Origin of the sequence: Lactobacillus rizhaonensis (assembly GCF_036246345.1) — a bacterium.
Taxonomy (GTDB): domain Bacteria; phylum Bacillota; class Bacilli; order Lactobacillales; family Lactobacillaceae; genus Lactobacillus; species Lactobacillus rizhaonensis.
On the sequence record NZ_BTTV01000001.1, the window covers coordinates 522,409 to 548,243 of the forward strand.

General features: G+C 34.3%; 20 protein-coding genes, 1 tRNA gene and 1 pseudogene. 13 read left to right on the forward strand and 9 right to left on the reverse strand.

From position 1 onward, the window contains the following. Positions 1 to 104 precede the first annotated feature (104 nt). On the forward strand, positions 105 to 1,481 hold the full coding sequence (gene rlmD / locus AAA915_RS02500) for a 23S rRNA (uracil(1939)-C(5))-methyltransferase RlmD (protein ID WP_338199581.1): 1,377 nt from the start codon (positions 105 to 107) through the stop codon (positions 1,479 to 1,481). 238 nt (positions 1,482 to 1,719) lie between these two features. Here rlmD and AAA915_RS02505 read toward each other — a convergent pair whose 3' ends face one another. Then, entirely contained in the window at positions 1,720 to 2,676 is a 957-nt protein-coding gene (locus AAA915_RS02505; protein ID WP_338199583.1) for an alpha/beta hydrolase, read from the reverse strand. Between the two features lie 74 nt (positions 2,677 to 2,750). Here AAA915_RS02505 and AAA915_RS02510 point away from each other — a divergent pair, with 74 nt between their 5' ends. Further along, positions 2,751 to 3,035: a hypothetical protein gene (locus AAA915_RS02510; RefSeq protein WP_338199585.1), complete on the forward strand. Its 285-nt coding sequence runs from the start codon at positions 2,751 to 2,753 to the stop codon at positions 3,033 to 3,035. 36 nt (positions 3,036 to 3,071) lie between these two features. Here AAA915_RS02510 and AAA915_RS02515 read toward each other — a convergent pair whose 3' ends face one another. The 6 genes from AAA915_RS02515 to map all read right to left on the reverse strand — a co-directional run bounded on the left by AAA915_RS02515 (position 3,072) and on the right by map (position 9,450). After that, positions 3,072 to 4,235, reverse strand: a complete 1,164-nt coding sequence (locus tag AAA915_RS02515) for a hydroxymethylglutaryl-CoA synthase (protein ID WP_338199587.1) — start codon at positions 4,233 to 4,235, stop codon at positions 3,072 to 3,074. Continuing rightward, positions 4,219 to 5,445, reverse strand: coding sequence for a hydroxymethylglutaryl-CoA reductase, degradative (locus AAA915_RS02520; protein WP_338199589.1), 1,227 nt, complete (start codon positions 5,443 to 5,445; stop codon positions 4,219 to 4,221). The genes AAA915_RS02515 and AAA915_RS02520 overlap by 17 nt, the downstream gene beginning before the upstream one ends. Further along, positions 5,446 to 6,594, reverse strand: a complete 1,149-nt coding sequence (locus AAA915_RS02525) for a thiolase family protein (protein WP_338199592.1) — start codon at positions 6,592 to 6,594, stop codon at positions 5,446 to 5,448. It lies immediately after the preceding gene. Between the two features lie 147 nt (positions 6,595 to 6,741). After that, positions 6,742 to 7,635 carry a UTP--glucose-1-phosphate uridylyltransferase GalU gene (gene galU / locus AAA915_RS02530; RefSeq protein WP_338199594.1) on the reverse strand — a complete coding sequence of 298 codons (894 nt, stop codon included), beginning with the start codon at positions 7,633 to 7,635 and terminating at the stop codon, positions 6,742 to 6,744. Positions 7,636 to 7,699: 64 nt separating this feature from the next. Next, positions 7,700 to 8,617: a YihY/virulence factor BrkB family protein gene (locus tag AAA915_RS02535; protein ID WP_338199596.1), complete on the reverse strand. Its 918-nt coding sequence runs from the start codon at positions 8,615 to 8,617 to the stop codon at positions 7,700 to 7,702. A gap of 5 nt (positions 8,618 to 8,622) precedes the next feature. Further along, positions 8,623 to 9,450: a type I methionyl aminopeptidase gene (map, locus tag AAA915_RS02540; protein WP_294757686.1), complete on the reverse strand. Its 828-nt coding sequence runs from the start codon at positions 9,448 to 9,450 to the stop codon at positions 8,623 to 8,625. Positions 9,451 to 9,587: 137 nt separating this feature from the next. Between map and AAA915_RS02545 the strand changes: the two genes are divergently transcribed. Together AAA915_RS02545 and AAA915_RS02550 are read left to right on the forward strand one after the other, a co-directional pair. Continuing rightward, a complete protein-coding gene (locus tag AAA915_RS02545; RefSeq protein WP_338199827.1) occupies positions 9,588 to 10,034 on the forward strand; it encodes a flavodoxin in 447 nt (148 codons plus the stop codon). Continuing rightward, a complete protein-coding gene (locus AAA915_RS02550) occupies positions 10,027 to 10,560 on the forward strand; it encodes a GtrA family protein (protein WP_420915099.1) in 534 nt (177 codons plus the stop codon). Before AAA915_RS02545 ends, AAA915_RS02550 begins: the two co-directional genes overlap by 8 nt. A 36-nt stretch (positions 10,561 to 10,596) precedes the next feature. Here the strand turns inward: AAA915_RS02550 and wecB are convergent, their stop codons facing one another. Further along, the gene (gene wecB, locus AAA915_RS02555; RefSeq protein ID WP_338199599.1) at positions 10,597 to 11,739 is read right to left on the reverse strand and encodes a non-hydrolyzing UDP-N-acetylglucosamine 2-epimerase; all 1,143 of its coding nucleotides are present in this window, start codon (positions 11,737 to 11,739) and stop codon (positions 10,597 to 10,599) included. 550 nt (positions 11,740 to 12,289) lie between these two features. Between wecB and AAA915_RS02560 the strand changes: the two genes are divergently transcribed. From AAA915_RS02560 to AAA915_RS02600, 9 genes and pseudogenes are all read left to right on the forward strand, one after another. Then, positions 12,290 to 13,141, forward strand: a complete 852-nt coding sequence (locus AAA915_RS02560; protein ID WP_338199601.1) for a PRD domain-containing protein — start codon at positions 12,290 to 12,292, stop codon at positions 13,139 to 13,141. A gap of 105 nt (positions 13,142 to 13,246) precedes the next feature. Then, positions 13,247 to 14,815 (forward strand): PTS transporter subunit EIIC, encoded by a 1,569-nt coding sequence (locus tag AAA915_RS02565; RefSeq protein WP_338199603.1) that lies wholly within the window; start codon positions 13,247 to 13,249, stop codon positions 14,813 to 14,815. A gap of 11 nt (positions 14,816 to 14,826) precedes the next feature. Then, on the forward strand, positions 14,827 to 16,020 hold the full coding sequence (locus tag AAA915_RS02570) for a MalY/PatB family protein (RefSeq protein WP_338199605.1): 1,194 nt from the start codon (positions 14,827 to 14,829) through the stop codon (positions 16,018 to 16,020). Then, positions 15,995 to 16,519, forward strand: a complete 525-nt coding sequence (locus AAA915_RS02575; protein ID WP_338199607.1) for a PTS sugar transporter subunit IIA — start codon at positions 15,995 to 15,997, stop codon at positions 16,517 to 16,519. Before AAA915_RS02570 ends, AAA915_RS02575 begins: the two co-directional genes overlap by 26 nt. Positions 16,520 to 16,724: 205 nt before the next feature. Continuing rightward, entirely contained in the window at positions 16,725 to 16,961 is a 237-nt protein-coding gene (locus AAA915_RS02580) for a DUF2188 domain-containing protein (RefSeq protein ID WP_294603556.1), read from the forward strand. Between the two features lie 1,305 nt (positions 16,962 to 18,266). Beyond that, on the forward strand, positions 18,267 to 18,506 hold the full coding sequence (locus AAA915_RS02585) for a DUF1883 domain-containing protein (RefSeq protein WP_338199610.1): 240 nt from the start codon (positions 18,267 to 18,269) through the stop codon (positions 18,504 to 18,506). A gap of 335 nt (positions 18,507 to 18,841) precedes the next feature. Beyond that, positions 18,842 to 19,805: pseudogene (locus tag AAA915_RS02590) on the forward strand (IS30 family transposase). Between the two features lie 2,279 nt (positions 19,806 to 22,084). Further along, positions 22,085 to 23,461, forward strand: a complete 1,377-nt coding sequence (locus AAA915_RS02595) for a hypothetical protein (RefSeq protein ID WP_338199612.1) — start codon at positions 22,085 to 22,087, stop codon at positions 23,459 to 23,461. A gap of 1,030 nt (positions 23,462 to 24,491) precedes the next feature. Continuing rightward, a complete protein-coding gene (locus tag AAA915_RS02600; RefSeq protein WP_338199615.1) occupies positions 24,492 to 24,899 on the forward strand; it encodes a transposase in 408 nt (135 codons plus the stop codon). A gap of 819 nt (positions 24,900 to 25,718) precedes the next feature. Here the strand turns inward: AAA915_RS02600 and AAA915_RS02605 are convergent. Continuing rightward, positions 25,719 to 25,791: transfer RNA gene (locus AAA915_RS02605), tRNA-Arg, on the reverse strand. Between the last annotated feature and the right edge of the window lie 44 nt (positions 25,792 to 25,835).

A 25,835-nucleotide genomic window follows, 5' to 3' on the forward strand; every position in this document is an offset into this window, starting at 1 on the left:
TGCTTAACTCCATGCTAGCAAATTTTGTTTAATCTTGCTAAATACTTTTTTCAGGGAGTACAATAAATTGTTAACATTTACTATTTTATTGTAGAAAGAAAACTATGTACAAGAAATTTAATCAAAATAAACCAAAAGACAAGGATATTATTATCACAATTAAAAGACTGGGCATTAATGGCGAAGGAATCGGCTATTATCGCAAAAAAATAATTTTTATTCCAGGTGCCTTGCCCAAAGAAGTGGTCGTTGCCAAAATCATCAAAGAATATCCCCGTTACATTGATGCAGAACTAGTCCGCATTAAAGAAAAAAGTCCAGACAGAGTAGCATTCCCTGCTAAAGTTAATCCGGCAATAGGTGGGCTGGAACTTGCTCATTTAGCTTATCCCAAGCAACTTGAATTCAAACGGGACAACGTCCTTGAAGCTTTGAAAAAATTTCATCCCCGGGGATACAGTAAGTATAAAGTTAAGAAAACCATTGCGGCTCCAGAGGAATGGCATTATCGCAATAAAGCGCAATACCAAATTGAACAGTCTCATGGTCAGATCAGTTTGGGTCTTTTTGCACCTAACTCGCACGAGCTATTTGATTTACCTGTTATGCCAACGCAAAGTCAGGCCACTCAAGATACTGAACGCAAAATCAAAAGCTTAGTAGAAAAATTGCACGTTAAAATTGCTGACCCCTACCGCCATTTTGATGGTCTAAAAACAATTGTGGTGCGTCAAGCATATGCTACTCATGAAATACAAGTAACTTTAATTACAATTGGCCGCAACATCAAAAATTTAGAGCAGCTTGCCGAACAAGTTATGCGCCTGCCAGACGTGGTCAGTGTCTATCAAAATGAAACTGACTGGCGTAACCCCCAGGTTTGGGGGAACAAAACAGTTAGGCTGGCTGGAAAAAATCAGATAACTGATGAAATTTTGGGCAAAAAGTTTGCATTATCACCGCGAGCATTTTTCCAATTAAACCCAGTTCAAACTATTACGTTATATTCAAAAGCACTTAAATTTCTAGATTTAACACCAGATCAAACTCTAATAGATGCATATAGTGGTGTAGGTACACTCGGAATCTTAGCAGCTGATCAAGTTAAACAAGTTATTGGCATTGAAACTATCCCTGAAGCAGTCGAAGATGCCAATCATAACGCAGAACTGAATCATATTAAAAATGCTAATTACATTCAGGGAAGCGTGGAAAAGATTTTACCAGAATTAGTCCAAAATGGTATGCCAATTGATGCTTTGATTGTTGACCCACCACGTACGGGACTGGCAAAAAGCTTGATCAAAACTATACTAAGAGTGAAGCCTAAAACATTTGTGTATATTTCTTGCAACCCCTCTACTCTGGCACAAGACTTAGTGCTTCTGAGCGAAGCATATAATGTCAGACTAATAGAAAATGTAGATATGTTACCTCAAACCCCAAGGTGTGAATGCGTTGTAAAATTAACTTTACGGTAAAAAATAGTTGTCACTTGCTGTGACAACTATTTTTTGTGGGTCAGGTGTAGATTAAAAACTTTTCAGTTTAGATGAAAAATTTCACAGATATAAACATACAAAAATCGAATTTTTTCGCGATAAACTTGTTTTTAAAGATTCAATAACAAACATATTATGGAGATAGAAATTTTGTCAACCTTAACCACAATTCTATAATATCAGACTTATGTAAGCGCTAGCAAATATAATGCACGACCTACCTAACATATTTAGCTAAAAATGCTGCAACCCGTCTTTTATATTCTTTAGGATGTTTTGAAAAAGACTTGGCATGTTTAGCTTTAGGAGCAACCCATATTTCCTTTGGTCCTCTAGTAGCCTTATAATTAGGATAGACCATTTTAGTTGGAACAAAATTGTCTTGACTACCGTGAATAAAGAGCATTGGCCTATGATTCTTATGTAATTGCTGCACGCTGGACGCATTACCCATAAAATAGCCAACTTTGATCTTATTGATACCACTCAGAATTTCAACTAAAGGAAAACGAGGAAAAGCTGGCATATTGTACAGAACACCTGCTTCGTGTTCGATTTCGTCTTTAACACTGGTATAACCGCAATCTTCAACAAATGCTTTAACTTGATGAGGCAATTTCAGCCCACTAGTCATCATGGCAGTTGCTGCACCCATGCTTAAGCCATAAACTACAATCTGTTGCTGAATACCTTTTGTTTGTAACAAGTATGAAATCCATTTTTTCACATCGTCTTTTTCTGGCCAACCATAGCCAATATAATGTCCTTCACTGTGACCCTGTGCTCTTGGATCTGGGGTTAGAGTATTGTAGCCTAATTCATGAAACAAGGCATCATATTCTCCCATGTCCTCTTTAGTATCCATGTATCCAGGTAAAACAACAGCAGTTTTATGCGAATTTTTATAAGGAATGAAGTTTGCTTCTAATCTAAACTTTTCATCAGCTGATTCAATGTGCCATTTCTGTTTAGCAGTATCTTTAAACCACTTTTTTTCATGGTAAAGGGGATCAGATTTTTTGAGAACCTTACTTGAAGAACTTAAAAAACTCTTTTTACCAGGAACACAAGCCACCCTAAAGAAATAGTAACCTGCTCCGGTAAATAATAAACATACTAATAAAATAATGATAATTGATGAAAGCCACAACTTTTTATGCTTTAATTTTTTCAATTAGTTAAGCCACCTTCACTAAAAATAATATCTTATAGTATAACATTTTTAATTTGTATAGGAAAAAATAAAAAATGAGATTAACAGATTTTTTGCAATTAACTAATGACTTAAACAATCAAACCAGCTTCTATTTAACTATTAACCAAAGAAATGTTCCGTTAGCAAAAGTAAAGATTACAAGTACTGCCTGCTTATTTTTTCCCGGCAAAAAGCCATTAACAAAAAGGAAATTCAGTAGCTTATTAAAAAATATTCATGGACGCAATATTCCAATATATATTAGTTATAAAAAAGAAAAAATTGCCGTTTACGGTATTCAAATTTTACCTGACCAAAATGCAGTCAGATTAACCTAAAAAATGTCGCTAAAAGCGGCATTTTTATTTGTTTAGCTATTTTTGACGATATTGACGGATATGATTTTTAGTGCCGGCGAAATACCAAGTGCCACTCTGTTCATCACTTTCAAGTTTTAAACCATCTTGTGGAACCTTCAAAGCTTGATTGAAGATTTGTTCATATTCCGAAATAGTTAATTTTTGTCTTCGCCCAATCATTTTTTGATCTGCTGTTTGGTTTAAAGCTTTTCCATAGTCCTCGCATATTTGACCAGAATAAAATTCTGCCATAGCACCTGAACCATATGAAAACAAACCCACATTTGCATTCGCAGGCAACTGGGCATTTTCCAACAAACTCAAAAGACTTAAGTATAAAGATGCAGTATAAATATTACCAATTTGTTTACTATAACAAGCACTTGCAGCAAAATTATCCGCTAAACGCTTTTTAGTCCCGTCATCTTGCTTTTCAATTGCCAATTGGTTTGCCTTAGAGCCCATTTTGACAAATGGCAAGTGATAAAGAAGAGCGGTGAAATCACTGACTTTTAAGCCCGTTTGTTTCTGATAATCAGTAAACGTGTGTCTGAAAAAGTCGAGATAAACATCTTTAGAATATTTACCATCAACCAGGGCGACTGCAGAATCGTTAGGGCGCCAAAAATCATTTATATCAGCACTATAAGCGCTGTGACCAGCACTTAAAGTCATTATTTGCGGGTCAGCTTTAACTAACACACTGATGCTGCCTGCACCCTGAGTAACTTCCCCACCAGTATTAATACCATAACGAGCAATATCCGCTCCAATAACAATCGCGCTGTGATTGGGGTGCAAACGTACATAATCGCGAGCAATCATAATTCCCGCTGTCATGCCGAAACATGCTTCTTTTACTTCAAAAGTTCGCACATTTGGGGACAAGTTTAATGCTGTTTTGATGAAAAGTGAAGCAGATTTGGATTGATCAACTCCGCTTTCGGTTCCCACTATTAATAAACCGACATTTTCCCGTTCAATATGATTCAAATATCTCAGTGTCGCGTTAATTCCCATTGACACAGCATCCTGCGTTTGATCAGCCACACTCATTTTTTGCTGCCCAATTCCAATCAAAAATTTATTAGGATCTTCATTACGAGCATGGGCTAAATCTACCATATCGACATATTTGTTAGGCGTATAAAAACCAATTTGATCAATTCCGACTTGCATTGTTTTCCTTCCTAATTTCCTCTAAAAAATCTTGTGCTGCTGCTTGACTATAAATTTTGCTATTAATTAGCATCTGCAATACTTTTTTCTTTTCAGGAGAAGTTGCATCCAAATTAGCAACAATATTTCTGGCCTGCAGCTTCATATGCCCCTTTTGAATTCCTTTAGTGGCAATTGCCAACAAGGCGGCAAGATTGTTAGCCAATCCAATCGCAGCAATAATGTTCGCGAGTTCTTGACTAGTGATCTTTTCTCCTAATATCCGATAGTTTTGTTTGACATCTTTTCTGGATTTAATCGATCCACCGACAACACCAATTGGTAAAGGAAGACTGAGCTTTCCTAGCAGTTTTTCATCTTGCACAAACCATTCACTAAGACTGGTGTACGAACCACTTTTTGCTGACCAAACGCTGCAGGCTGCTTCAACTGCGCGAGTATCATTACCGGTAGCAAGCAATACTGCCTCAACACCGTTCATAATCCCCTTGTTATTCGTAACAGCTCTCATAGGATCAGTTTGACCAATCTTACTAAGCAACGCAATTTTTCGTGCAGTTTCTATTCCACCAATTATCTTTACTGGTATTTCTGCTTTTACCTTAGTTATTTGACTGGGATAGTTTGATAAAATAGCAAATAATTTTTGCTTGATGCCCGAAAAAACAGCTAACTGCCCAGCCATATACTCTAAAATAGAATTTACCCTATTGGCGCCCATCGACTCTGCAGGATCAACCAGCACTTTCAAAAAAATTAAATCTTTTTCTTGGTTAGCAGTAATAGTTTTTACTCCACCACCATGCTTGACTAAACTAGCATATTCATTATTTGCTTGTTCGATTAATTCAGGAAAGAAAGCTTGTAATTTAGCTATTTTAAAATCAGCAGCAGTTTGTAAAACGATTTGACCCCATATGCCATTGCGTTGACTAAAAGCGGTAAAACCGCCAGCTTCCGTCACAATTTTTGCGCCATTATTTGCAGCAGCAACCACTGATGGTTCCTCCGTAGATAGTGGCACTTGGTAATCTTGGCCATTAACCAGTACATTCTGCACCAAACCAACTGGAAGTCGCAATTGACCTATTACATTTTCACTCAATAAGTCAAGTTCACGCAAAACCTGGTCATCAATTTCATCCAGTTTAATGCCATGTTCCTGCAGTAATGCCCTTCTTTTTGCAGGCGTTAATTCATAAAACTTCATTTAAATTCTCTCAATCTCACATGCAATTGCCTGACCTCCTCCGATGCAAAGAGTAACCAAAGCGTTTTGGCCATTAATATGATTCATAATGTTAATTGCCGTTCCGACCAGGCGAGTACCTGTAGCTGACAGAGGGTGGCCTAAAGCAATGGCACCACCAAAAATATTTAACTTTGCTGGTGGAATCTGTAATTTCTGCGCTAAAACCACACTGGGTGCAGCAAAAGCTTCATTGACTTCAATTACATCATAATCATTAATTGTCTTGTTGGTTTTTTGCAATAGCTTTTCTACAGCATAGTATGGTGCTATTCCCATATAAGCGGGATCATTTCCTGATTCCGCAAATGCACCTAATCGTGCAAGAGGACGCAAATTCAGCTCTGCTACTTTTTCTTTTGTTGCTAAAATAACCATGCTGGCACCGTCACTTAGAGGAGAAGAATTACCGGCAGTAACATTACCATTCTCTTTAAAGACCGGCTTTAGTTTACTAAGCGCTGCTAAATTAGTATCCGGGCGAATATTTTCATCCTGCTGAATAGTCTTGCCATTTATTTCAACGTTAATCATTTCATCTTTAAAAAAATCCTGTTGGACAATTTCAGTTGCCTTACGGTGTGAAGCTACACTATACTCATCCATTTCTTGGCGGGTTACACCATATTTCTCAGCCACATTTTCAGCTGTAAGTCCCATATGTAAGCCAGAAAAGGCATCAGTCAGCCCATTTTGCAGCATTTCACTTTCAAAATTAGGTTTTTCTTTACTTTCGGTCAGGTAAACAGCATTAGACATACTCTCGGCACCACCAACTGCGACCAGATCAAAATCACCCATTTCCATCTGTCCTTGTGCCAGGCGAAGAGCTTTCAAACTGGAACCACAAACTTCATTAATTGTGACGCTGCTGCTTTGGGGACTCATACCCGTATTAAGGGCAACTTGGCGAGCCATGTTTTGTCCTAAACCTGCGCCTAAAACGTTGCCCATGAACAGGGCATCAAGGCTATCTGCATTTAAATTAATACTTTTCAACGTTTCCCTTAATACAATTTCACCTAGATCGATAGCACTTTTTTCAGCCCATAGGCCATGATAACGACCAAAAGGTGTTCTTTTAGCTGCAACAATATATATCTCTTTCATTTTATCTATCCTCCAGCAAAAAGTTCCAAGCAGCATGATACAAAAATTTTCTACCCGAAGATAGTGATTAGGCTGACATTAAGAAAAATTTTATATAAAAAAAACCATTAGTTAATGGTTTTTATAATTTAAAAAATTATTAAATTGTTATTTTTGTGATTGAGCTTCTAATTTTTTGCCCAAGTTAATAATATATTTGCGCAGAGCATCTTTAGTTTCGGGATGTTTTAGACCGTAAATAATCGAAGTTTCAAGGTAATTTAACTTATTACCAACATCGTAGCGATCGCCATTAAAGACATGGGCAAGAACTCGCTGAGTTTTATTCATTGTGTTAATAGCATCTGTTAACTGTATTTCACCACTCTTATCAGGCTTTTGCTCCGCCAATATAGGAAAAATTTCTGGAGTTAACAGATAGCGGCCAATGATTGCATAATCGCTTGGTGCCTGATCAATTGCCGGCTTTTCCACAAAAGATTTAACGTTAATTAAGCCAGGCTTAATCTCAGTATCAGGCTCTATTATGCCATACTTATAAACATCTTTATGAGGCACTGGCATAACAGCAATTGTGGAAGCACTAGTTTCATTATAGCGATCAATCAGTTGCTTAGTTAAGGGTACTTTATCCATCATCAGGTCATCGCCGAGCATTACCACAAATGGTTCATTACCCACAAAACTGCGGCCACGAGCAATTGCATCACCTAACCCAGCAGGATAAGGTTGACGTGTATAGTAAATGTTAATACCCAAGTGTGTAATTTCTTGCGACATTTTGAGCAGACCCGTTTTACCTTTTTCCTCCAAATTCTGTTCAAGTTCAGGATTTGAGTCAAAATGGTCTTCAATAGGCCGCTTATTTTTACCCGTGACAATTAAGATGTCCTCAATACCGGAGTTTTTGGCTTCTTCCACAATGAATTGAATTGTAGGTTTGTCTACGATAGGCAACATTTCCTTAGGCATTGCTTTAGTTACCGGCATAAACCTAGTACCAAGACCTGCTGCAGGAATAATTGCTTTTCTAACTTTCATACCTTTTACACTTTCTATAAAAACATAAAACTAATATACCAAAATATAATTCATTGTGCCAATTTTACCGGTTGCGTTTTTTTTGAACATATTCTGCCAAACGCCCAACTGAGTAGTGTACTTCTCCGTATTTTAGAGTCGCAATCGCAGCATTCACACAAGTCCCCAGTAAAAAGAGAATTGATGAAATATTCAGCCACAACATGAAAATGATAAAAGTACCAATAATGCCGTAGTTTTCCCAGCTAATACGAAAATGATGCAAATAAAAGCCAAAAAGCCAAGACAATACAATCCAACCAAATAAGGTAGTAAAAACGCCTGGCCAAATAACCTTTTTCTTCAATCTAATATTGGGTAAAAAAGAATTCAGATAATACAAAGAGCCGATCATGGTAATAATTATGACGGGATAACGGTAACTAAAGATTTTTTCAATTTCACCAACAGAAAAAGAGAAAATTGGTCGTAAAAATTCTAAAACTTGCTGGCCAAAAATAAGCGTCAAATTGAGTAGCGCAAAAACTATAATCATTATGTTAGTTAACATAATAGTAATTGAGCGTGTCCAGACGGTAATTTGCCATTTTTGTTTTAATTCAACAGCGCGTACACCATATATCCGGTTCATTCCGATTCTAATTGCGTTTACCAAAGAAGACACCGACCATAACGCCAAGATAATACCAAATGAAATATAACCTGTTGACTTACTTTTCAATAATGAGTTAATTATCGGCATGATAAATTTAGCAATTTTATCTGGGAAAATTAACTTCAAGTAACTGGCTATGGGATCAGTGTCAATATGAAATAAAGGCAAAATATTTCCGATAATGATTATAAAAGGAAATATGGAAAACAAAATGTAGTATGCAATCGCAATCGCACTGGTCAAAACTTCTCCCTGAGAAAATTTTACGGAGACCGTTTTATAAAATAAAAAAGAGCGTTTCCTGATTGCCTCAGCTTTTTTACTCATGCACTTTAATCATCCATTTCGTCAAAATGTGGCAAATATTTTTCGTAACCATCATATGGCTTTTGCAAAGTCAAAATTTTAGGACCATCTTTAGTAATGGCAAATGTATGTTCAAACTGTGCCGATTTTGAACCATCAGGAGTAGCATAAAATACCCAATCATCCTTTGGATCAGGAACGCTTTTTTCAATAATCCGCCAATCTCCACCAGCTTCAACCATCGGTTCACAGGTAATAGTCATCCCTTCGCGCAAACGCAAACCATGACCGGCTTTTCCCCAATGTGGTACTTCGGGATCTTCGTGAATACTTGGTTGAATACCATGGCCTACTAATTCTTTAACATCACCATAATGATGCTCATCCTCTACAAAATGTTGAATAGCGGCTCCGATATCTCCAATCCTGTTTCCTAAGACAGCCTGATCGATCCCTAAATACATAGCCTTTTTGGTAGTTTCCATCAAATCTTGATCTGCTTGAGAAATTTTTCCTACTGGATAAGTCGTGCAAGAATCTGTTTCAAAGCCGTTTAAATTGCAGGTAACATCAACCTTGACCAGGTCACCCTCTTTTAAAACGGTATCTTTGCGTGGAGTAGCATGGGCAATCTGATCGTTAACAGAAATACACGTACCGTATTTATAGCCTTCAAATCCCTGCTCTGACAAGCGACCGCCACGGCTGTTGACAAAGTCCTGGCAAAATTCTTCAATTACCCAGGTAGTAATTCCAGGTTTAATCACGTCACGCAAGCCTTCAAACATAGACGCTAATAAGCGACCTGAGGCTTGCATGCCTTTAAGTTCTCTAACAGATTTAATCGTAATCAAATTTAAATTCCCCTCTGTAAAATGATATTTGATTACATTATAGCGTTTTTTAAAACTTTACTAAAGAATTTCATTAAATGCACAAAATTAGGTATAATGTTTTGGTGAATCAGTTTTGTGTGAAAGGTATGAGCAAAATGAAGGCTAGAATTGTCTATGCAAGTATGACGGGTAATGATGCTGATATGGCAGATATACTGGAAGAAGATCTCCAAGATTACGGTTTTGAGGTTGAAACCAGCGAAGCCGAATTTACCGATGCGAGTGACTATTTGTCGGCTGATTTGTGTATTTTTGTCACCTATACTTATGGTGAAGGCACCATGACCGATGAAATTGCTGATTTTTACGACCAATTGAAAGAATTAGATTTATCTGGAAAATATTTTGCGGTGATGGGAAGTGGCGATAAAGTATATACCGGTCATTTTTGCGAAAATGTTTTTGATTTTGAAAAAATATTCAAGCAGGTGGGTGCTAAAGAACTTACTAAGCCTGTAACAATCGAAAATGCGCCAGACGATGATGCTATCACCGCAATTGATAATGCAGCTAAGGAAATGGCTGATCAACTAAATGGTTAAGAACAAAAAATTGGATTCGCAAAAATTTGACTCAATGTCTGACCCCAAAATTCATCATTTAGCACAAAACCTAGTTAAAAGACACCGCAACCTATTTGTTTATATGGTTTTTGGCTTTATTGCTGCTCTTATCAATACTGTTGTATTCATGGTTTTACATAAGTGGTGGCATAGTGTTGTTTTAGTCTCTAATACAATTGCGTTTATTATTTCTAACCTTGCTTCTTTTGTATTTAACCAAAAAGCGGTATTCATTAATAATGTTGATGAAGAACATTCAACCTGGCAAAAATTAATTGTCTTTTTTACTTACAGAATCATTAGCCTTATCCCTGACAGCTTAATAATGCTTGTTGGACTATCGTGGCTTCATTTAGACGCCCTCTTAGTAAAAATCGTTGACCAAATTTTAGTTGGTGTTTTCAATTACCTCACTACCAGATCAGTTTTTCAAGCACAAGAAACAACTATGATTACGCGGGCTAAAGAAAAAATCAAAGCACGTAAAGAAAAAAATAATAAATAAAGCCAAGAAAATTATTTCTTGGCTTTTTTAATTAGCTTATTTAAAATCTACTGGTCTTGCACCTTTATTTTGCGAAAAGTAATAGGCAATATCGTCCATTATTCTTTCAGAAGCATGACCATCACCATAAGGATTTCTTGCTTTGGCCATTTGCTCATAAACTTCTTTATTTTCAAGTAATTCCAGCATTGCCTTTTTGACCTGGTCGACTTGCGTTCCTACTAATTTAAGTGTTCCTGCCTCGACACCCTCGGGCCGTTCCGTAGTATCCCGCAAAACCAGAACTGGCTTGTTTAATGCAGGTGCTTCTTCTTGGACCCCACCGGAATCTGTCATAATAAAGTAGCTCAATTTAGCTAAATTGTGAAAATCGACAACGTCTAAAGGTGCAATCAAATGAATTCTCGGGTCATTGCCTAAAATTTCGTGGGCCACTTTTTGTACTCTCGGAGAAAGGTGTACCGGATAAATAATTTCGACATTATCGTGACTGTCAACGACTTGTTTCATAACTTTGAAAACTCGTCTCATTGGCTCACCCTGGTTTTCCCGTCTGTGCATGGTTACCAAAATTATTTTATTACCAGGTTTGATTAAATCCAATACTTCATGATGATAATCATCCTGTACAGTTTCAGCTAAAGCATCAATTGCAGTATTGCCAGTAATAAAGATATTTTCTGAATGATGGTTCTCCTTTAATAGATTTTGCTTACTTACTTTAGTTGGGGCAAAATAAAGATCAGTCAAATCGTCGGTCATTTGCCGGTTCATTTCTTCTGGAAACGGTGAATACTTATTCCAAGTTCTTAAACCAGCCTCAACATGGCCCAAAGGACACTGAAGGTAAAAACTGGCCAAACTAGCAGCAAAAGTAGTAGTTGTATCACCGTGAACTAAAACAATATCTGGTTTGACCTCTTTCAATACCTTAGTCATATCAATCAATACTTTGGCTGTTATGCCTTCCAAAGATTGGTTTTTCTTCATAATGTTAAAGTCATATTCTGGCTTAATTTTAAATATGTTGAGTACCTGATCCAACATTTCCCGGTGCTGTGCTGTTACAACCGTGACTTCTTCAAATCTCTCGTCTTGTTTAAGTTTCTGTACCAAAGGCGCCATCTTTATAGCCTCTGGTCTGGTACCAAAAACTACCATTACCTTAATTGTCTTCATAAAAGCCTCCATATTCTATTTTATATTAATATATTAACTACATAAAAACAAGTTAATTATGGTTTAATAATTAACAAGTTACTAAGGCTGGTGAAATGATGGAACACGGATTTAAATTATTATTAATTACTGGACTGCTAATTGTTCTGGCAACTTTTTGCTTTGTTTTCAGTTTTGATAAGAGAAATATGCCTAAAACCAGAAAAATTTTATTAGGAATATCTCTTTTGCTATTTTTAATAATTGGATTACTCGTTATCAAAATTTGGAACTGGCCATTAGACTAATAAATATATTCGGTAATAAATTAATGATTTTTAAGCGGCAATAAGTAGCAACTTAATAGCTTTATTACTTGCGGAGATCAAATAGAACTAAAATAAGCAACTATTATATATTAAATAACTATAAATTCACAAATATAAGTGCATATCTAAAATTTATAATTAAGCTTGACAAACCAATAATTATTTTCTAGAATTCATCTTGTAAACGTTTACGAAAAAATATAGGATTGACGAATCTGCTATTTTAAATTTAGGAGATTACTTTGCTAATTTCACAAGTATTGAATAATAATGTGATACTCGTGGAAGATGGAGGTAAACAGAAGATAATATGGGGTCGCGGTATTGGCTTTAAAGCTCATGCAGGAGAAAATTACAAATTAAAATCTCAAGATAAAGTCTTTTCTGCCATATCTGATGACGATAAGTGGTTAGCTTCTTTCAAAAAGCTTTCTGAAGAAGTACCACGAAAATATTTTGAACTAACTGAAAAAATAATTCAGCTTGCTAGGGAAGAAATTGATGCTAATTTTGATGAACACCTTTTAATTCCTTTAACAGACCACATCTTCTTCGCAGTAAAGCGCTACGATATGGGGTTGGAGCTTTCTAATCCCATGTTGTTCGATATTAAACGCTTTTTTTCACAAGAATACAAGGTTGGTAAACAAGCTGTCAGTCTAATCGAGCAAGTTTCAGGTGTCTCCTTATCTGATGATGAAGCTGGATTTATTGCAATTCATCTTGTTGAATACAAAATTCAACAATCAGATAGCTCCATTAAAAATTTTTCCAATTTTATGGAAATCTCAAATGGAGTAAATAATATAATTGAAGCAAAGTTTGGTCGGAAATTTTCTGAAAATAGTATTGCTGTTAGTCGTTTGATGAACCATCTACACTATTTGATTCTCAGAACTAATAGTAAAAAGAATGAAACTGAAAATGAAAACCAGAATGATTCGGATCTACTAAAAATGCTTTGCCAGCATAATCGTAAAGCAGCAAGTTGTTTAAATGAAGTTGTTTATTATTTACAAGACAAGCTTAATTACAACTTTTCTGATTCGGATCGCTTATATTTACTAATTCATATTATTCATGTTACTTCTTAATTAAATACGGGCTTGTTACTTTAAATAGGCAATACCCAATAACTAGCACATTTTTGTGTGCAGTTGTTGGGTATTTTTTTATTAAATATTGAGAAAGGAAATCATATGGAACAACCTATCAAAAAGGAAAGCATGAAAACTAGAGTTTATGCTTTCTTGCAAGACTTAGGAAAATCGTTTATGTTCCCAATTGCTACATTATCTGCAATGGGAATTCTCGTGGGAATTGGTAGTGCCTTTACGGCTCCGCCAATGATGGCAAGATTTTCCTTTTTACAAAATCATATTGTTAATGTCATTTTTAATTTTATAAATACTGTGGGCAGTTTTGGCTTCACCTATCTTCCTGTAATGTTTGCTATGGCTTTGCCTTTTGGCTTAGCCAAAAGAAATAAAGGTGTCGGTGCCATAGCAGCTCTAGCTGGATATATTTCCATGAACATGGGAATTAATTTTATGCTGGGTCAGCAGCATAAACTTGCTCCAGCTAACAAAATGCAGGCAATGGGCCAAGCAAACGTTTTAGGAATCCAAAGTCTAGAAATGGGAGTCCTAGGTGGAATTTTAGTTGGATTGATCACTTATTACTTACTCGAAAAATATCAGGAAATCAAATTACCTGACGCTTTCTCGTTCTTCGGCGGAATTAGATTTGTACCAATTATTTCCGTAATTGTTGAGTCTTTCGTAGGTTTAATCATTCCTTTTATTTGGCCGACTTTTCAAAGTGGAATTGTCGCTTTGGGACACTTAATTCAAAATGCGGGTGTCTTTGGTCCATTTCTATACGGTATCGCCCTATCCATTTTAAAACTAATGGGTTTACACCACATTTTACTTGCAATGATTAGATTTACGGATGCCGGCGGTACAGCAATTGTTAAAGGCAAAGTTGTAACAGGTGCTTTAAACATCTTTTATGCACAACTAAATGCTGGTGTACCAATTTCTCACAAAGCAACAGCCTTTCTTTCACAAGGATTCATGCCAACATTCATGTTTGGTTTACCAGCTATTTGTCTGGCAATCTATGTCACAGCCAAACCAGAAAATCGCAATAGAATTAAGGGGCTACTTCTTTCTGCTACCCTAATAGCATTTGTTTCCGGAATTTCTGAGCCAACTGAGTACCTGTTTCTATTTATAGCTCCAATGCTTTATGTATTTCACACTATTCTGCAAGGCTTATCACTTTCAGTAATGATGATTGCCGGCGCATGTATGGGTAACACTGATGGTGGTGTATTAGACTGGATCTTATTCGGTTGGCTTCAACCTAACTCTAAATGGTGGGTTTTAATTCCAGTTGGACTAATCTGGTTTGCAATATATTTCTTCTTCTTCCGCTGGTACATTTTAAAATACAATGTCAAGACACCAGGCCGTGAAGGCGAAGGTGACGTAGTAATGACACAGAATAACGGTATTTATGATCCAAAAGTCATCTTAGAAGCTCTTGGTGGTCAAAGCAATATTGTTTCTCTTGACAATTGCGTTACCCGACTCAGACTAGAAGTAAATGATCCGTCTAAAATAGATGAAGACAAGCTTAAACAGTCTGGTGCGCTTGCAGTTATGAAGGCAGAAAAATCTGTCCAAGTAGTTTATGGGGCACAAGTACAAAGTGTTAAAGACGGCGTAGAAAAATTGATGAGTAACGGTATAACGGCTTAATGAGGACAAAAATGGAAAAATATGATTTTGATTCATTAGCAGACAGAACTATTGATAATGCACGAAAATGGGATAATAAAATTGTTCATAGCAAGTTTCCCAAAGTTAGGGATGATTTTATTCCACTTTGGATTGCAGACATGGATTTTAAGGCAGCACCTGAAATTAGAAAATCTTTAGCCAAAGTCGCAAATAATGGGGCCTATGGCTATACCTACTCAACAGAACGCTGGTACCAAAGTGTAATTAATTGGCAACTTAAAAAGCATAATAATCATGTAGAACATGATTGGATAAGCTTAGGCTACGGCACTGTACCAAATATGCATATTATTGTGCAGGCTTTACTCAAACCGACTGACTCCATTTTATTAAACACCCCAGTCTATGGTCCTTTTGCTTATGCTGCAGAACACAATGATAGAAAGGTAATTTGTGTTCCTTTAAAAAACATTAATAACAGATATTACCTTGATTGGGAAAAAATTGAGTATGAAATGAAAGAAAAACACCCAAAACTAACTTTTTTCTGTAATCCTCATAACCCTTCAGGTAGAGTCTGGAGTAAAGATGAAATTACTCATATGGCACAACTTTGCCAGAAATATAATGTTTTATTAGTTTCAGACGAAGTTCACTCTGAACAAATAATGAAAGGCCCATTTACCAGCTCTTTACAATTAGACAAGCAGTATCTTAATAATTTGGTAATGTTTACATCACCTAATAAAGCATTTAATTTGGGCGGTTTAAAACTGTCATATTCCATAATTCCCAATCCTAAAATCCGTGAGCAATTTCGCCAACAATATGTGCGAAATTCAGTAACATCGCCAAATGTACCAGGTCAAGTAGCCATGGTTACTGCTTATGAAGAGTGTGATGAATGGTTAAAGCAATGTACCGCTTATATCAAGGAAAATCTTAGAATTACTCAAGAAGCGATTGCTAGTTCTTTTCCCGGTTGGAAAATGATGGATATGGAATCTTCATACTTACCTTGGGTTGACATTTCCGCAAGTGGAATAGATATGCATACAATTGCGCAAGTAATGGCAGAAAAAGCCGGGGTTGTAGTTGGTATTGGTGATGACTATGTTACTAATGCAGACAACTTTTTGAGATTAAATTTAGGAACTTCACATGCCGTTATCGAAGAAGCCATGACAAGAATGGCTGATGTATGGCAAACAATGTATCAATAAAGGTTTAAAAATGGTAAGTTTATTTAAAAAATTATTTACAAAAAAAATTAATGTTCAAGCTCCTGTGACGGGTGAGTTAATTCCACTCTCTTCTGTTCCGGATGAAGTATTTTCAACAAAAGTAATGGGTGATGGTTTTGCCATTAAACCTACTGAAAATAAACTTTTTTCCCCTATCAGCGGAACCGTACTTTCTGTTTTTCCCACTAAGCATGCAATTACATTTAGCACAGATGACGGAATTCAAGTTCTTTTACATTTAGGAATTGATACGGTTGAGTTGAAAGGCGCACCTTTCAATATTTTAGTGCATGAGGGAGAACACATATCTGCCGGCGATGAAATTGGAACGATGGATATTGATCAAATAATTAAAGCCGGAAAGTCTACTGAAATAATAATAGTTATTACAAATATGGAAAAACTTAAAAGCATAGATAGAGTATCTGACACCAATGTCAGTCATGGTGATAAAATAGGTGCTTTAAATTTAAGTTGATTTAATATTTAGGTATTTTAAAAAAGTTATAAAAAAGCTGATAGCTCAGTCATGTAATTAATGATTTCACTTTATCAGCTTTTTTATGTGTTAATTTTTAGACTAGCAAAATAATATTTAATAAATGATATAAACTAAAATGTGTATTCTTTCACATCTACCCTTAATTCGCTGTATAATTATTTTGAAAAGAGGTGAATAAATTATGGGTAAAGAAGAAGTCACTAAAAATGTTTGGGTTACTACTCACGGTGATAAATGGGCTGTCAAAATTGCTGGCAGCGACGAAATATCTAAAGTCTTTGAGCGTAAAGCTGATGCTTTAGCATACGCTAAAGATTTGGCTAAAAAAGAAAAAACCGAACTGATTAGTCAAAAAAGAAATGGCCGCATTAATCTAAAGAATTCCTATGGTCATGACAATCCAAACACTCCAGGTTAGATTTTATTATCATCATTTATATTAAATCATTTGCATACTTTATCTAGATCTGACATTATAATTTATCTTTATTTCTCAAACAAAAATATAAATTTTCATATTTACTTAAACAACAAATTTTTCAAACTCTAGTCTGATTGTCTTATCGATAGTCAGACTTTTTAAATGTTTACAATTATAGCGCATAATGGTGTTGTTTTAGCGGTAATGTTAACAAAATCTACATTATTTTTCACAACAAAAATTTTTAGTCAAAACATTCATTAGTATCGACCTAATATATCTGCCAAAGGTATCATGTTTTAATGATATATCGGTTTGATAATTAAGCTACAAAAATAATCTCCAAATTTGTCCTAGGTTTTGGGGTATATCAATGTATAGCTCAATGACATTTTCTGTTCTTAGAGCAATTGTTTTTTAATAGCAAACTGATAATGCGATTGGCATATCAGCTATTTTCATATTTTGTTTTTATTAAGTATTTACTTTTCATCCGATTAAACTACTCTTCATTTTCAATGAATAAAATTTATCGATTTGTTTAGCAGTTCATATAAAACTAAGCGAACTTCTTGTACCCGTTTAGGTTTGGCAAATCCTTTTTCTATACGATCTGCCAGCTTAACCATATGTATTTCTTATTGTATCTAACCTAGCCTTTAATATTTTGAATACAGAAACTTAATGTTTCATTGTCTGTTTTGCGAACCTAGTTCGTACTATTTTTTATTCATTGCTGTACCACTTCATGTCATAATCCTTGGTAATCATAGCAATAGTTACAAGTGTTTGTTTGCTAAAATGCAGTCATAATAAGTTCACTTTAGCTTTATTTAATTAACTTTTTGCTCAATAATTTCAGTGTTTATCATATTCTTATTTTATAGCAAATTGAATAATACTATCTATGTCAGCTATGACCTTTTTCTATTTGTTTGACAGACTTATGTATGCCCGCATACAAATAACATACAGTACTTCGCTTATCAAGCGTTTGAACTTTTTTACTGCTGATAATTTATTACTCATAATTAAATTATAAAGTTCTGATTCGTTTATGACTATTGTGGCTCTTATGATAAGTCACAAATCATCATCCTACTAAATCAACTTTGTTTTTAAGTGCTTTCTTGAACTCGAATATCATAAAATATTAGTCACATCTTTATTAACGAATTAAGACTAACTCTTATTCATTAATGTTCTTACTTGCTGATTTCTAAATTAAATACTTTTAATTCTTGGATTTGGTCATCTTTTTCTTGATATAATTAAATTATGTAAATTAAGGAGGTGATTAAAATGCATGTACCCTATTTTGACAATCCCGGAGGTAATTTAACGGCCAAAGTACAATTAGATAATGCTTCAAATGTATTTTTGGTTGATCAAACTAACTACACATTGTATCAAAGCGGTCAACCCTTTAAATACTTTGGTGGTTATTTTCAAAGAAATCCAGTTTTAATAACGATATCTGGTCCTGGTCGCTGGTACTTGATCGTTGAAAGTAGCAATTACAGATACAACTGGATAAAATAGTCACATTATTTTCATAGAACGATTTATTTTTGAAATAACTTACTCAATGTTTCCAAAAGTAAAGTCATTCTTTCTAATTCAGTAATAATTACTGCTATATCAATATTCATTTGCTTAAATAATTGATTTTATAGACTAATTTTTTTCTTGCCTAATGTGTTAAATATATGCTTTTTATAATAGCTTAAAGAAAAACATATATTTTTTTGAAATTTTTTCAAGTGGTAAATTGTAAAATAAAGTTGAACACTTGCGCTGATTAGAAAATGAAAAAAGTCCATTGGACTTCTCTGATAGAATGTAATTACCAACCTAATTCTAGAAAGAAGTCTCCAATGAACTCGCTTAATTCTACCATATCTAGTCACCAAAAGGGCCAACATCTTGCTTTGTAAGACTGCGTAATTATCCAAGCTTTACGCAGCCAAGGCCAGTCCCTGCGTCAAATTGCCCGTGCCCTCAACTGTTCGCCCACCACGGTCAAGTACGAGCTTAAACTGCGGCCGTAAGCAAGCTTTTCTAGCCAAAATCCGTTTCATTAAGTACGTTGGACAGCACTTCTTCAAACAGGGCTGGTCGCTTGATAACTGTGCCGGTCGAGCCTTAGCCAGCGGCGCCTTTACCCGGAATGAAACAGTCTGCACCAAGACGCTTTATCATTATGTAGAACGTGGTTTATTACGGGTTAAAACGACGGATCTACCCGAATGCTTGAGCCGCAAGACGAAAGCCAAACGGGTACGCCAGCATAAACGCCAGCTGGGCCGCAGTATTAGTGAACGGCCTGCTGCTATTAACCAGCGCCGCGAATTTGGCCACTGGGAGTGCGATCTGGTTTTAGGACATAAAACCAAAGATGACCAGGCCCTCTTAACTCTGTATAAACGCATGACCCGCAAATTCATGATTATCCCGATTAAAGATAAGACGGCTGCCAGCGTGATGGCGGCCTTTAAAACCTTACGCAGCCAATATCAGGAGCATTGGAACGAAGTCTTTAAGACCATTACCACGGATAATGGTTCTGAGTTTGCGGATTTAGCCCAGTTAGAAGAAGCTGCGCAGACGCTGGTTTATTATGCGCACCCCTATACTTCTTGTGAGAAGGGCGGGATTGAGCGGCACAACCGGTTAATCCGGCGCTCCATTCCCAAAGGCAAGTACATCAAGGACTATGACCTAGTGCAAATCTACGGCATTGAGGAATGGCGCAATAATCTGCCCCGCAAGATGTTAGCCTACCACATACCCGATGAATTGTATGAAAGAAGATTAGATTGCATCTATCAGATCAAGTAGGGTGTTCAACTTAAAATTGCAATTTTCGAATTTTTTAAGTGTAGACTGAAAAAGCTGATAGATGCCAAAAAAATTAAAAATTTTGGTTTAGTTTAAGAAAAATAACTAAAAATTGTAGATAGGCGAAATTAGCATTTATAAATGGAAAACACTAAAGCCTGCTTCTGATAAACTATGTGCTGTAGTGGAAGTCCTCCACACATCTACCGATTACTTTAGGCGATAACTAGTATCCCTCACATGTCTCTATATATTACCATGCAGTAGAAAACAACGGATTATTATCTTATTGTGGTCGCTCAATTCCAGATGATTATCTTGATCTTATAAAAATTTGATAGCTAGGATAATAAATGATATGATTTATTTCAAACTGAGAAGTATTTCCATTTGAAAGTACACGAAAAATCACCTTCCTGTTTATGATCTGAGAGTTTTTTCGTATAGAAAATAATTTTAAAATCAAGAAATTTAAATTAAAAATGATAATCCTAAAAGTTATCAAGATGAAACTTCAATAGAAGATATATTCCTTATATTTGTCGACTCTCAGATTCAGGAAATTTTTATCTAATGTATTAAAAGTTAAAAACATTTAGCAATTACTATAGGTAATCAAGTGGCTAAACACTTTGGTGTAGATAACAATCCCAACGTTAATAATGGCACAAAATATGATGTTTAAAACTCTGTTTAATATTACAAAATCCAACAAGAGGAAATATAAAGTTCTATAGTAAATGAATTAATTTTTCCATTTTATACTAAATCGAATAGTAATGAAAATATGGATATTAAAAAAGCTATGCTTCTATTCTCTTTAAAAATTTTAAGTCAATTTAGAAATATTTCGGTTCATTCAAAGTCTGTATACACGTTTCAATCACATGTTGATAACCTTCCTTCCACATCTGCTTTAGAAATATATTTAGGAAATGATATTTTTTTCAGGTTGCACAAACGATAAATTAACTTTAGAAAAAAGGACTTTATGGTGCTTTACTTTATCTTTTGTTATTAATACGAGATCCATACCAAAGAATTTATATCTTAAATAAATTGAAATTGATTGAAAAATCTTTACCTGGATGAAAATGAGAGCAATTATAATGCTAAAATTACAAATAATTATAGATTATATTTAAAAGCAGCTAACCTAAAATACGATATTGATAAAATTAAGTAGATAAAGTATAAGAAAATATGATCTTGACAATAGTAAAAGTTTTTATTTTGTAGACAACTGCCATAAGAAATCAGAAATTAGCTTGAAAAGCTATGACAAACTATAAATTTTGTCATTAATCAAAGGATTATTTTTGATCAAAAAGCAATGCAGTACTTGTGGTAACCAAATTGGCATTTGTGATAGCATAAATCATGTACGGTATGATACAAATTATGGAAATTGTTTTTAAAAATTTGATTTTACAAATGCACTGCTCAAATAATATGCGTAATTTCTAGCTATCCAAATCCATGCTGAAATAAAGTTTTAATTGCTAATCCTAAAAAATTTTAGAAATTATTAAAAAGAAATTTCCATCTAAAAGGCACTATTTACCATTAATGACAACGTGTGCATTTCGTGGGACAGATATTTATCATCGTAATTTTCACTTGTAGAAATTGCATGGCTAAATATAAATTTAGTTAACCTAAAGATACTATTTTTAGGTTACTATATATGGCAGTGGAAATTTTAAAAAATACTTGCCAAATGAAAAAATTTACAGATTTCAAAAACCACCCAGTTTACGATTTACATAATTCTTTTAATAAAGCTGGAGACAAGCTTTACATTAGTAAAACATTATTAGAACCAAATCAATTTATGAGGTGACGAAATTTATTCATTAGTGCTGTTGTATGTGCGCTATTGCCGAACCAACTGTTGAATTTATCAATGACATCACTTGAAACATGATAAAAGAATACATTGATCATCTTGGCTTCATCATTAATTTAACTAATGATTGTAGCTTTGAAGTAAAATTTTTAATTGTTAAAAGTAAAATAAATAGTTCCTATGTTAAAGTCGAATATTCAGAATTAATTTACGAAATGATGCAAATTCTTAAAAGCTGAAAGGATGAGAAACTCATCGAATACAATACCAAAGATAACCACTGATGTTCCAAAGGAATTAGGCTGATAAAAGAAACTATTGTGCGACGATCTTATCATTCAAGACGAGGTTGGAACAAATAAAAACAATAAATCTACAAAAATAATCCTTGTACTGAGATGTAGTATAAATTATGAATTTAGGAGGCAAAATGGATAACGAAAATAAATTTGAAATACTTGATATACCCTCAAACACGCAGTATTGGTTTGTAAGAGCTAACAGTAGAGCTGAATATTACGATGATTTTTTACAAAATAACTATATATCAGTTGATGCTAATTCAATTTCATTAAGTACTCTACTAGAAATCCCACAAACATTACGTAGCTCAAAAGATGCTTTAAAAGAACAATATAAACAATTATTTCAAGAAAATGCTTTAAAACAATTTAAAGAACGTAGTCAAAATGAAAAGATGTCAGATAAAACTAAAAAAAAAGAAAAAGCTGCTGAACTAAAAAGAAGCTCATATAGATCTAGAATAGTATATCATTTCGTTGAAGATATAAATATTGGAGATTTTGTGGTTATTCCATATAAGTCTGCAGAAAAGTTTTTAATCGGTACAGTAATAACTAACTGCTTTGAAAACGAAATAGACCATGTGGAAGATTTAGATGAAAATAATGAATCAACTTATGCAATATCTCCTTTTAAATTGAAGCGAAGAATTTTATGGATAAAAGAACTACCAAAAAGTAAGTTTCCAGATAAACTTTCATGGATAGAAAATGCACACCAGAGCATTTTTAATATTACTAATTATGGAAATGAATTAAATCCCTTTATTAATCCTCTATATAGATATAAGGGAAAAATATATGCTCGAATTGGTGTAAACACAAATCAGGAAATAAGTTCTACTTCTTGGCTAGATTATCAACTAACAATGAAAGACATTCTAGACGAAAATTTAGATAACGTTTTTCAAAAACAGTATGTTCAATCACCTGGTCAAATTATTATTTATGTAGAACAAAACTTGTATTGGTTACTCCCTATTGTTCTTGCCATTCTTTTTGGTAAAGTTAACTACAAACAAGGTAATTTTACAATAAGTTTTATAGGTATATTCAGATATTTTTCGAAAACCGAAAGACAAATGAGAAACCTTGATGTAGAAGAAAAAAAGGCAAAAATAGATAACATAAAAGCCGACAGTTCTAACAAAAACGCTGATACAGTTTCAAAGCTCGCCAATTTAACTGATAAAAACTCAGAGGGATTAAAACATGTGATTCTAAAAGACATTGAAAATTCAGCAATTAATAATGAAGATAAAGAAAAGGAAAAGAAAGAGTTAAAAAATAAATTTTCTATCGAATCAAAAGAGAAAAAAATTGGTCATCCAAAAAATCTTCACAAAATCAATAATGAGAAAAAAAATTTAGAAGATAAACTTAAGCTTTCAAACGAAAACCCAGGGTCCTCAATTCAATTTGAAAATCAAAAGGACAACTTGATTCCTTTAACGGATGAATTTGAAAAAGAATTAGAGAAAGAAGAACCAGGATCAGAAAAGTAACAATAGATTGAATTCTAAATACAAATTCAATAATTATTGATATAAATTTATCAATGGATAATAAAGTTATGTAACCCCATACTACCTGAAAATATTTCATGACTCTCTCCTTTCTTAATATTTCTAACAAAATTATTGACTTTTAATCTTTTAAAGTCAATATATTCTAACTAAATTAAAAATCCTTAAAGAATTTCGTCACCAAACTTCATTTCTTAAGGATTAACCTAAACTTGGCCGTGGCAAACCTGAATTACATTTTAGTACAGTGAACGCGCTTTTAAAAATGGCTCTTTGTCAAACATCCTAAAGTAGGAAGCAGATAGAAGTATGACGATACTTTTATCTGCTTTTTTTTATACTTAAAGTTGAAGTTGAGATCGCCAACAGGATTGAATCTTTGAATTCGATTTGCAAACGGGCCCGTAGGAATAATGCCCTTTGCTAGTTAGGTTAGGATGAGGATCTTAAAGATCGTATTAAGAAAATGAATAAAGGTACTATTCTGCTTCAATAATTTTAGAAGATGTTCCAGTGAATGTTATTGGTATTGACGTTAGTCGTGGTAAAAGTCATGCTACTTTAATTACTACTGATTTTGAAAAGTAAGATTTTGATTTTAGTCATAATCGCAGCGGTTTTAAGCAATTAGCTGCTTATCTGACTGAACCAGCTTTAGTTATTTTCGAAACCACAGGGGTTTATTCTGCTCAGTTAGCTTATTATTTAAGCCAAAATAAAATTAAATTTTGTGAGCTTAATCCGCTGGAAGCAAAAATGAGAATATTATCTTTGTGATGGAACAAGACAGATGCTAGTGATTCCTTCAAACTAGCTTTATTAGATATCACACAGGCAGCCATCATTTGTACTAGAAGGCGACATTATATTGATCCCCCTATCAGTCTTTACGTTTTTTAGCTGTGCAATATCACAAATTAAGCCAAAAGCGGGTTAGAATTGAAAAATCAGTTGCGTTCAGTGCTAAAACTATCCTTCCCTGAGTTTTCGCTTTGCTGTAGCCTTGCAGATGATTCGTAAGTATGTATATCCAGATTATTTAGCTGTTCTGACGGTTAAAAGAATGACTGAACAGTTTTATCGATTAATCGGTAAACATATTGCTAAGAAATTAATTTGCACTAAAGTTTGGACAGCCGCGTTCAATACATATCCTGCCATTGTCGCTGATTCAATTGAAATATCAATCATTGGCATGTTATGCTATGAAATTGAATGTTATAACTATCGTGTTGCCCTAATCAAAGATCAGCTAATTAAAAAGTCAGCTAATTTTCCAGAATTTAAGCTTATCAGCAGTATACCAGGAGTGGGGCAGCTGAACACGGCCCTGTTAATTGAATTTGCGGGCAATATTGAACGCTTTAAAACTTATAAGCAGCTCAATACCTACCTAGGAATTGACTTAAACAGATAGCAATCCGGCACTTTGGTTAAGCATGACAAGATAAATCGCCACGGTAATAGTTCTGCAGGAACGGTTGAAGTTGAGATGATTAAAGGCATGCTTAGAAATCAAAACAAGATTAACAATCATCTAGTTGACTATTACTAAAAATTAAAAGAGCCACCCTATTCTAAAAAGGATTTGGTAGCTCAAATAGCCTGCGTTAACCATTTAAATCGTTCAATCATGCATTTGGTTCATACAAAATCAAAGCTATGATTATCAACAAGCTGTACATCAATAAGGATTAACTGTTAAACAAATATTTAAATTGCAAAAAGGCACCTTTTTGAAGTACTTTTAGTATACCTAATTTTTAATCTTTTTGATACTTGACATTCTAAAAGAAATTCTGTTGATAAAGAGCCATAATTTTAACTATATTTTGTATTACTATACACTTAGGTTAAATTATGGTCTTTCAATGCTTTAATATTGATCAAAAAAACTAAAAATAACTATGTATTAATCATGGTATAAAAATTAAGAAAGCAGGTATTAACTACAAAGAAAAATTTCACTTCCATGTCTCAAGTCATTGTCTCGTAACATATTTAGCTTCTCATTATAAAAATTATCATAAATTCAGTAAAAAGCTTGCACAATCAAATATAAATATCGCTATGAATAGTTGCTCTTAGATGATAGATAAAATAAAAACAACTCACCAAAAATATATTGGCTCAATATTAGACCCTAAGGATAAAATTACAAAATTACATTTAGCATACTTGACTAATGTATTTAATATTAAGTGTTGATAGATCAAGCTTTATAGGTTTAAATTAATGACCCCGGTGAGATTCGAACTCACCTCTACGGTTTAGGAGACCATTGTTCTATCCAGATAAACTACAGGGTCACAATAAATTAACTTTACCAAATTTGAGCGATAAAAGCCAATTT